The organism is Atribacteraceae bacterium (genome assembly GCA_035477455.1).
Classification (GTDB): Bacteria; Atribacterota; Atribacteria; order Atribacterales; family Atribacteraceae; genus DATIKP01.
Map to the genome: position 1 here is coordinate 1 of DATIKP010000149.1, position 12,499 is coordinate 12,499.

13 protein-coding genes are annotated in these 12,499 nt (G+C 50.8%); 11 read left to right on the forward strand and 2 right to left on the reverse strand.

Annotation, left to right across the window (positions count from 1 at the left end):
• Positions 1-289: 289 nt before the first annotated feature.
• From VLH40_08840 to VLH40_08855, 4 genes are all read left to right on the forward strand, one after another.
• Positions 290-1,129, forward strand: coding sequence for a mechanosensitive ion channel family protein (locus tag VLH40_08840; protein ID HSV32107.1), 840 nt, complete (start codon positions 290-292; stop codon positions 1,127-1,129).
• Between the two features lie 86 nt (positions 1,130-1,215).
• Positions 1,216-1,911 (forward strand): hypothetical protein, encoded by a 696-nt coding sequence (locus VLH40_08845; protein HSV32108.1) that lies wholly within the window; start codon positions 1,216-1,218, stop codon positions 1,909-1,911.
• Between the two features lie 37 nt (positions 1,912-1,948).
• Positions 1,949-3,637 (forward strand): 2-oxoacid:acceptor oxidoreductase subunit alpha, encoded by a 1,689-nt coding sequence (locus VLH40_08850; GenBank protein HSV32109.1) that lies wholly within the window; start codon positions 1,949-1,951, stop codon positions 3,635-3,637.
• Complete coding sequence (locus tag VLH40_08855; protein HSV32110.1) at positions 3,634-4,488, forward strand: thiamine pyrophosphate-dependent enzyme; 855 nt, start codon at positions 3,634-3,636, stop codon at positions 4,486-4,488. The genes VLH40_08850 and VLH40_08855 overlap by 4 nt, the downstream gene beginning before the upstream one ends.
• 102 nt (positions 4,489-4,590) lie before the next feature.
• Here the strand turns inward: VLH40_08855 and VLH40_08860 are convergent, their stop codons facing one another.
• On the reverse strand, positions 4,591-5,046 hold the full coding sequence (locus VLH40_08860; protein HSV32111.1) for a universal stress protein: 456 nt from the start codon (positions 5,044-5,046) through the stop codon (positions 4,591-4,593).
• 232 nt (positions 5,047-5,278) lie between these two features.
• On the opposite strand from VLH40_08860, the gene VLH40_08865 reads away from it, so the two are divergent.
• Genes VLH40_08865 through purE form a run of 7 tightly spaced genes read left to right on the forward strand, consistent with a single transcriptional unit; the run spans position 5,279 to position 11,681 of the window.
• Complete coding sequence (locus tag VLH40_08865) at positions 5,279-5,704, forward strand: zinc ribbon domain-containing protein (GenBank protein ID HSV32112.1); 426 nt, start codon at positions 5,279-5,281, stop codon at positions 5,702-5,704.
• Positions 5,701-7,008, forward strand: a complete 1,308-nt coding sequence (purB, locus tag VLH40_08870) for an adenylosuccinate lyase (GenBank protein HSV32113.1) — start codon at positions 5,701-5,703, stop codon at positions 7,006-7,008. Before VLH40_08865 ends, purB begins: the two co-directional genes overlap by 4 nt.
• A gap of 4 nt (positions 7,009-7,012) precedes the next feature.
• Complete coding sequence (gene purM, locus VLH40_08875; GenBank protein HSV32114.1) at positions 7,013-8,038, forward strand: phosphoribosylformylglycinamidine cyclo-ligase; 1,026 nt, start codon at positions 7,013-7,015, stop codon at positions 8,036-8,038.
• Positions 8,031-8,651, forward strand: a complete 621-nt coding sequence (gene purN / locus VLH40_08880) for a phosphoribosylglycinamide formyltransferase (GenBank protein HSV32115.1) — start codon at positions 8,031-8,033, stop codon at positions 8,649-8,651. The genes purM and purN overlap by 8 nt, the downstream gene beginning before the upstream one ends.
• Entirely contained in the window at positions 8,648-9,931 is a 1,284-nt protein-coding gene (gene purD / locus VLH40_08885; GenBank protein ID HSV32116.1) for a phosphoribosylamine--glycine ligase, read from the forward strand. Before purN ends, purD begins: the two co-directional genes overlap by 4 nt.
• Positions 9,932-9,979: 48 nt before the next feature.
• A complete protein-coding gene (gene purK, locus VLH40_08890; protein ID HSV32117.1) occupies positions 9,980-11,149 on the forward strand; it encodes a 5-(carboxyamino)imidazole ribonucleotide synthase in 1,170 nt (389 codons plus the stop codon).
• Positions 11,150-11,153: 4 nt separating this feature from the next.
• On the forward strand, positions 11,154-11,681 hold the full coding sequence (purE, locus tag VLH40_08895) for a 5-(carboxyamino)imidazole ribonucleotide mutase (GenBank protein HSV32118.1): 528 nt from the start codon (positions 11,154-11,156) through the stop codon (positions 11,679-11,681).
• Between the two features lie 133 nt (positions 11,682-11,814).
• On the opposite strand, the gene VLH40_08900 is transcribed toward purE, so the two are convergent.
• A partial coding sequence (locus tag VLH40_08900) for an SPASM domain-containing protein (protein HSV32119.1) occupies positions 11,815-12,499 on the reverse strand: 685 nt, incomplete at its 5' end.

Below are 12,499 nucleotides of genomic sequence, written 5' to 3' on the forward strand. Positions count from 1 at the left end.
CGGCGATGGTAAACGCTATTGAACGCTTGAAAACCGGTTCCTTTTCGGTTCAATCAATACAGGAATACCATCGGGGTATTTTGGACAAAGAAGGGATATCGTTGCGTCCTACCGAACCTCACCGGGGTTGAAAACTCCGAGGAACAACCGGGAAGAAACGGAAACATTGCCCTGAGAGGTTAATGTAGGCTGGAAAATGCGCACTGGGGATACCCCCGAAGGAAAGTCATTTCCAGGCAACTACCCCCCCAGCTTCATAGAGGGGCATGAGCGAGGGAGGTGTCAACCAATGACTTCTCTTGAAACAACCTTTATGATTGATATTGCCTGGCGAATCCTGGATATCGTGATAATCCTGGCCGGAGCGATTGCCTTCATTCATATCTTTTCCTGGATGGTGAGACGTATGATCAAGCTAAGGTTCCGGGGAAAGAGCGGTCGGGAAATCCACCGCCGGACTAAAACAATGGCACCGCTTCTAAACAGTGTCATTAAGTATATCGTGGCCTTTTTCGCCTTGATTGCCATCCTGCGAGAGGTGGGGGTGGACGCCACCGCCCTCTTGGCCGGGGCCGGGGTGGCAGGTATCGCCATTGGTTTCGGTGCCCAGACCCTGGTCAGAGATGTCCTGACCGGCTTGTTCCTGATGTTTGAAGACAGTATTTCTGTTGGAGATGTCGTTCAGATCGGTGATATTACCGGTCAGGTCGAAGATGTCGGCTTGCGGGTGACCCATATCCGTCCGTTTTCCGGTGCCTTGTTTACCATCCCTAATGGAGAAATCACGCGAATCGCCAATTTCAACCGGGGATTCACGAGAGCGATTGTGGAAGTCGGTATTTCCTATGAGGAGGACGTAGACCGGACGCTCGGGGTTTTAAAGGCGTTGGCGGAAGACTATAAAAAGAACAATAGCCAGAAAGTGATCGAATTTGTCGGTATTCACCGCATCGCCCGGCTTGACGCTTCCGGAGTGATCCTTCGCTTGGTGTTCAAAGTCGCTCCCCTTGAGCACTGGGAAGTAGAGCGCGATATGCTCTACCTGATCAAAAAAAGCTTTGACGAAGAGAAGATTGTGATCTCTTCCGCTCAGAAACACGTCGTCTATATTCGCCAGGAAACACCTTGAACCCTGATAAGCATGTTGGGGAGAGTCCCCAAAACCTATGGTACACTCGAATGAAAAAGATACATGCGGAGGGGAGGAGAGGACCGTTGGACAAATCACTTTTTGTCTTCATGTTCTTGGTATTTATCCTGATTTTCTCTCTGGCGGCAAGGGCTCAAGTATTTGAAGCCGATATTTTATGGGCTGGCAAGACTTTGTCGGTCGAGGTGTTTACCGGAACAGAAGGCATAGGTGTACGGGTATTCCATGAAGAACAGTCGACTTTACGATTTGTTTCGGATACCAAAGCTCAAACCTTGACGGTAATCGACGACCTGAATCGGACATTCTCCGTTTTGGAAAACCAGAAAGCGATAGCCGTATTTTTTCTCTTTGCGCTTTCCCGAATATTTGGGGTCGAGGAGGAATGGCTTAAGGAAGGTCCGATAAGCTTTTATCCCTCGGGAGAGACGAAACTTCTCCCTCCTTTTGGGGATTGCTTCAGACTGAAAGTCAACGACGATCTCTCTCCAATATTTTGGAGCCGAGAGATTACCCCATCGCTGGGTTCGATCACCGGCCAGAAGGTTGGGTTTCTCAAAAACGAGGGAATCCGCTTTCCCTTTTGGGAAGAGATAGTCACTCTTCCCGGTTTTCCCGTTGCCGTTTTTCTGGACGGTTTCGCGACCTACCGTCTCTATGCTGTCCGGGAAGCAGAAGAGGACTGGATCACGCTATTTACATTTGATGACGAGAATTATAGGAAAGAAGAATGGACGGACTTTCTGACACCCTGGATATAAAAGTTCACTGATCTCATCTGGAAGCGGAGGCTTGACCATGGTTGATTACAGCATCAAGATCGGCGGAGAGGCCGGACAGGGCGTCCAAACGGTTGCCGATAGCTTGTCCAGGATTTTTTTGCGTTCCGGACTACAGGTCTTTACGATTCAGGATTACCAATCCCGGATTCGGGGGGGGCATTCTTTTACCCAGATCAGATTATCCGATGCGCCGCTTTGTGCGATGCGGAAAGAGGTGGATATGCTGGTCTGTCTCGATAGTGCGACTTGCAGAATTCATGCAGGTGAAGTGAGCGAACGAGGTCTTGTGCTCGGCGCGCTTGACCAGTCGGACCCCTCCTATTCAAGATCCGTCATTTCGCTTGATTTTGCGGCGATCGCTAAAGAGGCAGGAAACCCGATTTATGCCAATATCGTTGCCGTAGGAGCGGTGCTGGGGATCCTGGGATTCGGGATCAACTTGATGGAGGAGTATTTGTCAGAAGTTTTTCGGAAAAAGGGAGACCAGGTGATCAGGGAAAACAATAACGCTCTTCGGAAGGGTTTTCAGCGGGCACAAGAACTTTATGGTCAAGCTCTTCTGCCCGATATCCAGCAGAACCGGGACCATTCCTCTGTGCTCTTGAACGGGAACGACGCCCTGGGACTGGGGGTCGTCTTGGCTGGTTGCACTTTCTACAGCGCTTATCCGATGACCCCCTCCTCCGGTGTTTTGAACTTTGTCGCCGGACGGGCTAAGGAATACGGCATCCTCGTTGAGCAGGCTGAAGATGAAATCGCCGCGGTCAATATGGCGGTGGGGGCGTCATATTGTGGGGCCAGGGCCATGACCGGCACCTCTGGGGGGGGATTTTGCCTGATGACCGAAGGACTCGGTCTGGCAGCCATGACTGAAACCCCTCTGGTAATTCTCAATGCCCAGCGTCCGGGGCCCAGTACCGGTCTTCCAACCCGAACTTCGCAGGGGGATTTAGAGTTTGTCATTCATGCATCACACGATGAGTTTCCCCGTTTCGTCCTGGCTCCCGGGGAACCCCGGGAGGCCATGAACGCAGTGATCAGGGCCTTCAATCTGACTGAGCGCTTCCAGGTTCCGGTTATTCTACTGAGTGACCAGTACCTGGCGGATACGGAATGGACTTATCCGGATCTCCAGGTCGACGAAAAGGCTGATTCGCCCCATACCGTACTCGCCGTTCAGGGATATCGCCGGTATGTCCCTACCGAAAATGGAGTATCACCCCGGGCTCTTCCAGGATCGGGTCCCGGGTTGGTCATCGCCGATAGCGACGAACACGACGAATGGGGGCATATCACCGAAGATTTAACCATACGGTTAAGCCAACAGGAAAAGCGGATGCGGAAAATACAGTTCATGAAATCAGCGATGCGGAGTCCAAGATGCCTGGAAGGAGAGGATGTAACCCTCATTGGGTGGGGATCGACATATGGAGTGTTGTACGAGGTGAGAAACAATTTGCGGGAAAAAGGTATGAGGGCCGGCCTGGTTCATTTTACCGATCTGTATCCAATGGCCACCGAAACGGTTGAACTGGCGAGGAACCTACCAAATCCAGTAGTGGTCGAAGGGAACTATCTGGGCCAGTTCGCCCGATTGCTTGAACGGGAAACCGGACGGGCGTTTCCCCGGAGGGTCAATGCGTTCAATGGCCTTCCGTTTTTCGTTGAAGAGCTCGAAATGCGTATCAAGGAGATTTTGTCATGAACAACGCTTTCGATAACCACGCAAAAACGGCCTGGTGTCCGGGATGTGGAAATTTCGGCATTCTGGATGCCCTGAAAGAAGCCTTGGAACAGCTCGCTCTCAGTCCCCGTCAGGTAGTCCTCGTTTCTGGGATAGGCCAGGCGGCAAAAATCCCGCATTATCTCAACAGCAACGTATTCAATGGTTTGCATGGACGAAGCCTGCCCGTCGCCTTTGCTGTAAAATCCGTTAATCCGGGTTTAACAGTCATTGCCGAATCGGGTGATGGGTGTATGTACGGCGAGGGAGGCAATCACCTCCTACATGCGATCCGGCGCAATCCGGATATCACTGTGCTGGTTCATGACAATCAGGTTTACGGTTTGACCAAAGGACAGGCCTCGCCGACGTCCGAAGACGGTTTCGTAACCAAAACGCAGCCGCAGGGAAGCCTTTCGAAGGCGTTTAATCCTATGAGTTTTGCTATTTCGCAGAATACTGGTTTTGTAGCCCGGGGGTTTTCCGGAGACAAGGAGGGGCTTATCAAAATTCTCCGGGAAGCGATACTATGGAAAGGACTGTCGCTGGTCGATATTCTCCAGCCTTGTGTCACGTTTAACACGGTGAATACTTTCGGGTGGTATAAAAAAAGGGTCTATACCTTGGATGGCCACTATGACTCAACCAATCGGATCGGCGCTTTCGAGAAATCACTGGAATGGGGTGAACGAATTCCCCTGGGCGTTATCTACCGGCACGAACACCCGACGTTTCAGGACAAAATACGCGATACCTTTGGGGTGGACAATCTGGTATACCAGGGAAGGGATAGCCACCTGGTACTCGCAAACGAATGGTCTCGTTTTCGGTAGAAACCACGGATGGCTTAATTAAGGGGGACACTGCGCCGGCAAAACTACATGATCCGCTCCTCCTATCTCACAAAGTCGGAGGGTAAAAGGAGCGGATCGCTTTCACTTCATAAATTCCGGACACTTGACCACGGTGATGGGGATACAGGTCAACTTTATCACTTCGATGGTCACACTTCCCAGGAAGAGGCTGGCCAAGCCGGTTCGGCCGTGAGTTCCCAGGATAAGATGATCGACCTTGTTTTCTCCGGCATACCGTGTTATTTCCTCTGCTGGCTCACCGACTGCAACTTCCAGGACTGGTTCACTGATTTCTTTCGCCATCTCATACGTGGCTTGGATATATTGTTCCCGCATGGTGTTTTGAATCTGTCCGACTACGTTTTCCCAGGGATTTCCCGGTTGTGCGGTCAAGGCATTGACCTCGGCCATGGTTAACACGTGAAGCATGGTTATTTTTGCTCCGAAGTGTGCGGCAAAAAAAGAGGCTTGTTGGATTGCCAGATCGGAAAAAGGTGAAAAGTCGGTTGGTACAAGGATATGAGTAATGTTCAACATCTCTCTCCTCCTTTCTTGATTTCAAACGTGGGCGACTTCTCTTGGTTTTCCGGTACAAGCTTACTGTTATGTCACTTAAAAAGCAACGGGGTAAGTTGTTTCGGAGGGCGGAACTCCACTCCGGAGACAACGATTAGCTCTCTGGGAGATCCATGGGAGGCATTAATTTCCTGAATCATCATGAATCTGAACCGATATGGTACAATACCGACCGAAAGAGGGTGAAAAAAAGATGGGTATGGTAGTGGCAGGTCTCAAACAATTAAGGAAAAAAGTGGGATTGCGCTGGCGAATAGCCGCTTTCCATCGAGAAAGAAACCGGATGCTTGTTGATTTGGGACAAAGGACGTTTTCGATTTACCAGAAGGGTGAATTGCAGCACGAAACCCTCCGGAATGATTGCCGGGAGATCGAATCTTTGGGGCAGGAGCTGGAAGCAATGGAATATGAACTGATCAATCTTCAGCCCGGAGGGGCTTCACTGACCTGTTTTGCCTGTGGAGAGATTATGGGCTATGGCAGCCGCTTCTGTCCGCAGTGCGGTGAAAAAGTGACCGGAAGCTCTGTCTGCTCGCAATGCTATAAATCACTTCAGAAATCAAACCGCTTCTGTCCACAGTGCGGGACTCCGGTGGATAAAGATGAAGAGGCTGAATGATTGTGATTGAACGCTATTCGTTACCGAAAATGCGCTCGATATGGAGCGACCGTTACCGGCTTGATACTTGGCTCCGGGTAGAAATCGCCGTGCTTGAGTGCTGGCAGGAAAGGGGTTTATTCAGCCGAGAAATTCTGAATGAAATCCTTGACAAAATACGTATTTCGCCGGAACGGATGAGGGAAATCGAACAGACCACTCGTCACGATGTTATTGCCTTCCTTACCTCACTTTCCGAAAATCTGGGACCGGTATCCCGCTATCTTCATTTCGGGCTGACCTCTTCTGATATGTTGGATACGGCGAATGCGCTGATTATGAAAGCGGCGGGCGAGCTGATACAGGAAGACCTTCAGGAAGTCCTTCATTCGATTCGCGAAACCGCTTCCGTTCATCGCCTGACCCTGATGGCCGGCCGGACACATGGTGTCCATGCCGAACCGACGACATTCGGTATCAAGCTAGCTGGCTGGTATATGGAAATGGTTCGTCATCAGATCCGCCTGACAAGGGCGATAAGGAATGTGTCTGTGGGAAAAATTTCAGGAGCGGTGGGGAATTTCGCCAATATTGAACCGGCTATTGAACGGTCGGTCTGTGAAAAACTTGGGCTGGAAATAGATCCAGTGTCAACCCAGATCGTTCAGCGGGACCGGTACGCAGAATTTATTTGGGCTCTCTCCATGATCGCGAGCAGTCTCGAAAGATTTGCTGTTGAGATCAGGAGCCTCCAACGCACTGAAATCGGAGAACTCGAGGAGGGATTCACAATAGGCCAGAAAGGTTCTTCGGCCATGCCTCATAAAAAAAATCCGATTATCGGAGAACAGATATGTGGTCTGGCGAGAATCCTGCGTGGGAATCTTCTAGTGGCCATGGAGAACATCCCGCTTTGGCATGAACGGGACATTTCCCATTCTTCGGCGGAACGGATAATTCTACCGGATAGCTGTTTACTGGCCGATTATTTGTTGCAGACGTTTCGTCAGCTTATCGATTCACTGGTTGTTCATGCCGACCGCATGAAGCAGAATCTGGAAAACAACCGAGGGTTGGTATTTTCCGAGCGAGTTCTTCTTGAATTGATCAAACGCGGCATGAACAGGGAAGAAGCCTATACCCTGATCCAGCAAGCATCACTTGCTCTCCGGAACGACCGGACCGGACGGCATTTCCGGGATGTACTTTATGAACAACCGGTGATCAATAGTACCTTATCTTTCGAAGAGATCGATTCCCTGTTTGATTATGGATATTATCTAAAGCATGTGGATACCATCTTTCAGCGGGCAGGCTTGGAGTGAGATCATGGAAGAGGGATGGACCTACAAAAAAAGCGGTGTTGATGTCCGATTAGCCGAGTCGGCAGTGGAACGGATACGGGAATTGGTCGGAAAGGCGCCCCGTTCGGGAGTTCTTTCGGATATTGGTGGATATGCCGGTCTTTACCGCTTGCCGGAAGGCTTGCGTAAACCCTGTCTGGTCGGATCCTGCGATGGAGTAGGGACCAAACTCAAGGTCGCAGCACGTTTGAATCGGCATGATACTGTCGGGATCGACCTGGTGGCGATGTGTGTCAATGACATTTTGTGCGTCGGGGCAAGGCCCTTGTTCTTTCTTGATTACTATGCTTGTGGAGGGCTCGATCGGGAACATCTGGAAAAAGTTGTACAGGGGATAGTCGAAGGCTGCCGCCTCGCGGACTGCGCTCTTTTGGGAGGCGAAACGGCGGAGATGCCCGGTATGTACCGGGGTTCGGATTATGATTTGGCCGGATTCGTCGTTGGGTTGGTGGACCAGGAGAAAATTGTGGACGGTTCGACAATTTGCCCCGGAGACCGGATCATCGGCCTGCCTTCCTCAGGCTTGCACAGCAACGGTTTTTCCCTGATCAGAAAAGTGCTGGACGCAGCGGAGGTGGCCTATGAGGCTAGGATCGATGGGCATCACCTCGCTACAGAACTTCTTTTACCGACCAGGATATACAGCCGTTCTCTGGAGAAAATGTTCCGGTCTTTACCGGTGAAGGGGGTAGCCCACATTACCGGGGGAGGCATCCCCGGGAACCTTCCCCGAATCCTACCGAAGGGGTGCCAGGCGTTAATCGAAAAGAGCCGGATATCTGTTCCGTGGATTTTTCGGTTTATTCAAGAGATCGGTAGGGTTCCCGGAGAAGAGATGTGGCAGACTTTCAACATGGGGACCGGGATGATTGTCGTGGTGGGCCAAGGTGAGGTCGATCGTGCTCGATCGATTCTGATCGATGCCGGAGAACGACCGGTGGAAATAGGTGAAATCATTGCCGGTGAACAAGGAGTGGTTCTCAGTGGATAACCGGAAGATCGCGGTCCTGGCTTCAGGCCGTGGTACAAATTTACAGGCGATTCTGGAAGCCTGTGCAGCCGGCCAGATACCTGGCCGGGTTTCCCTGGTGATCAGCGATGTCCCGGGGGCACCGGCTCTGGAACGCGCCCGTCGGGCCAATGTTCCCATCCACGTTCTGGATTACGAATCATTTTCCGGGAAAAAAGCCTATGAAAGAAATTTATTTGCTTTGCTTATAAGAGAAGATCCCGAACTGGTTTGTCTGGCTGGGTATATGCGTATTGTCGGGAAAGAAATCATCGATCGGTTTCGAGGCCGGCTTCTGAACATCCATCCTTCTTTGTTACCGGCATTTCCCGGACTTGATGCGCAATGTCAAGCCCTGGAATATGGGGTTAAAATAACCGGATGTACAGTGCATTTCGTCGATGAAGGCATAGACACTGGCCCCATTCTTCTCCAGTCATGCTGTCCGGTGAAAGATGACGATACCGTGGATACCCTTTTCCAAAGAATATTACAACTTGAACATGCCCTTTATCCCGAAGCGATCCGTCTTGTGTTGGAAGGAAAAATTTATTGGGATGGTCGAAAAACGAAGGTCAGGGAGGATTGGCGATGAAAGCGCTGGTGATCGGGAATGGAGGGCGGGAGCACTGTTTGTGCTGGAAATTGTCCCAGAACTCCCGAATCGATCGTCTTTATTGTTCCCCGGGGAATGGCGGTACAGCGCTTTTGGGCACCAACGTGCCCCTTGCCACCCCCCGGGAATATCTTCAATTTGCGAAGGAACAGATAATCGATTTGACTATAATCGGCCCGGAAGCATACCTGGCGGAAGGCATCGTTGATTTGTTTCTGTCTGAGAAACTACCGGTCATCGGACCAAACCGGGCAGCCGCTCGTCTGGAATCGAGTAAAATATTCGCCAAACAATTCATGAATCGGAACCACATTCCCACCGCCGACTACGAAATATTTGACCAGAGCACCGAAGCCTTCAGATACCTTGGATCGAATTACCGTTACCCCCTGGTTTTAAAAGCCGACGGACTTGCCGCTGGAAAAGGCGTAGCCATCGCTCAGGATTCGGATGAAGCCCGGATCATCATGAAAGAATTCATGCTTGAACGTCGTCTCGGAGCAGCAGGTGAGCGAATGGTGGTCGAGGAATTTTTATCCGGGGAAGAAGCCACGGTGATGATGGCCCTCGACGGGAGAACCTATCGGATGTTTCCTTTCTCTCAGGACCACAAGCGGATCGGGGAAGGCGACATTGGTCCGAACACCGGGGGAATGGGGGCCTATTCCCCGACTCCGGTAGTGGACAAAGACGTCCAGGTCCGGCTGGAACGGGAGATCATAGGACCCCTGATGGAAGGCTTGGCCAGGGAAAAATTGTTTTATCGTGGCTTTCTCTATCTTGGGCTCATGATTGATGAAATGAGGCGACCCCGTGTGCTGGAGTTCAATGTGCGGCTCGGCGACCCGGAGGCACAGGTGATCTTGCCTCGGTTACAAACTGATTGGTTGGAACTCTGTCTGGCGATTTGGGAAGGAAAGCTATCCGAGACAATTCTTGCAGAGAGCGCCGGAGCAAACCTCGCCGTCGTTCTGGCTACCCATGGATATCCTGGCCATTACGACACCGGAATGGTTATAGATGGTCTGGAACAATTTGAAAACCGGCCTGATGATGAAGTACTGGTCTTTCATGCCGGGACTAAGCGACAGGAAAACAAGACGATTACCACCTCAGGTCGGGTTATGAATGTGTGTGGTCGGGGAAAAGATTTATTGGAAGCCAAGGATCGTGCCTATCAGGCGATCTCCCAGATTCGTTTCGACAAGATGTATTATCGTCGGGACATCGGATATCGGGCTTGGTCCCAGCGTCCATGACGGCAAGGATCTTTTTGCTCAAGAGCGTAAGTGAGTAGGAAGGCGGTCATGAAGAAGGCCTTGAATGAGATGAGAGTCGGCATTGTCGGCGGCGGCCAATTGGGAAGAATGATGATTTTGGAAGGGAAAAAGATGGGATTGCATTTTACGATCCTGGATCCGGATCCTTGTTGTCCAGCATCTTCGATAGCCGATGAACAGGTTATTTGTGGTTTTCACGAACCAGCCGGGTATCGAACACTGGCCGAGCTCAGCGATGTTGTTACCTATGAACTTGAACACATCAACAGCGATATCCTTATTGAATTGGTCGGGCAAGGCCATATCATGGCCCCATCACCCCACATTCTTAAAACCATCCAGGATAAATACCTTCAAAAAAGTTTTTTACTGGACAAAGGCATTAATCTTCCCGATTTTGAACCGATCGACACTTTGGATGCGCTACAACACGTCGCCGAAAAACGATTTAACTATCCGTTTCTTCTCAAGAGCCGACGCGGTGGGTACGACGGAAAAGGGAACTACCTGGTCAGGAAGCGTGATGAAATTCCCCGGGCTTTTGCAAATCTCCAATCGGGACGGGATAGCTTGCTGATCGAAAAATATATTCCCTTCCAGATGGAAGTGTCAGCTCTTGTTGCCAGAACCGGAAATGGAGAGGTGAAGGTCTACCCCTTGGTTGAGAATATCCATCAGGAGAATATTCTGCGTATCACCATCGTTCCGGCCCGGGTTTCATTTTCCGTTTCCGAAAAAGCCCTGGAATTAGCCCGAAGAACGACTGATGTTATTGGAGGAACCGGGGTCTTTTGTATAGAAATGTTCGTTACCAGTGATGGAGAGGTGCAGGTCAACGAAGTTGCGCCTCGTACCCATAACTCCGGGCACTATACTATTGAAGCCTGTGCGACTTCCCAATTCAATCAACACCTGAGGGCTATTCTCGGTCTGCCTTTGGGTAGTACGGAATTACTGAAACCAGCGGTCATGATGAACCTACTGGGCGAAGAAAGGTATCGGGGGAGGGGAAAAATCGTAGGTATCGAGGAAGCGCTACGGATTTCCGAAGTCTACATTCATTACTATGGAAAAGCTGAAACCAGGCCAAACCGAAAGATGGGGCACCTTACTGCCTTGGGTGTTGGAGTTGGAGAAGCCATGGAAAAAGCCGGGATGGCCAGGAAGATGGTGACCATTATCGGTGAAGAGAGGTAACATCATGCAGCGAAGTCTTGTTGGAATCATCATGGGAAGCGATTCCGACCTGCCGATTATGAAAGAAGCGGCGGAAGTACTAGCTGAATTTCATGTATCCTGTGAATGCCGGATTGTTTCCGCACACCGAACCCCGGATGCTATGTTTCTCTACGCCCGCGAAGCGGAGAGTCGCGGAATTCAGGTGATTATCGCGGGGGCAGGCGGTGCGGCCCATCTTCCGGGTATGGTCGCCTCACTCACCCTTTTGCCGGTTATTGGTGTTCCGGTCCGGGGCAAGAACATGGAAGGTCTCGATTCGCTTTTTTCCATCGTTCAGATGCCTGCCGGCGTACCGGTTGCCACAGTCGCCATCAACGGAGCTCGTAATGCCGGAATATTAGCAATAGAAATCATAGCTTTGCAGGACTCCGAACTTCGGGAGAGATTGCGTTTGTTCAAAATTAGATTACGGGAAAGCGTGGAAGACAAAGCGGCAAAGCTTGACGAGCTGGGGTTCTGGAAATTTCTGGACCATGGCCCTAATGAGTGATTCGATCCGAGAGCCGAGCGGGGAAGGCGCTGTGTCGGCTGGTAATCTGGACACGATTCATCCGGCACTGCGAAGAAGAGCCGGCCGGAGCGGTGCGGTGCCGGATGAATCTTTTCTCCTGCAGGGAGAATGTCTATACTTCCACCTTCTCGGCCTTTGGTCGGTGTTTTTTTGCGGTATCTCCCTGGTGGAGTTTTTCGATATAATTCTGCCGCTCAGTTTTATAGTCTTTGTAATAAACAGTTCCTTTGTATTCTTTCTCCCATATTTCATCGGCCAGTTTTTTGAAAGACCGGGAATATTCTTCAACTCCATCCTTCATCGTCGTCAGCAGGCTGTCTGCTCCATCGTGGCTGGGTCGGGCTCCGTATTTTCTGACGACTTCCTGTAGCGTTTCGGGGACGTCAATGAGCATACAAGGACGCATTAGGTTATTGTCGTATGGCTGGTTCAACTGAATAGCCCGGAAGAAAGGAGAAGAGAACACTTCCTTTAAGGACCTGTCTTTGATGTTGTCCACCGTGAAGTGACAGAAAACGCAGGGTTCGACGTCACCGACATTGTTGATGTGAAAATACCGCCGGCCGCCAGCCAGACATCCGCCCACATAAGGACCGTCATTCCAAAAATCTCCGATAAAGATAGGTTTATCATATCGCATTTTATGTACCCGGGAACGGAGCAATAGGCGTTGCTCGGGCGTGGGCATCAGATTGATATCCGGTTTTTTTCCGATAGGGACGTAGGTAAAATACCACCCGTAGTAACACCCTTTGCCGATGAGAAATTCCATGTATTCATCACTGGAGACTAATTCG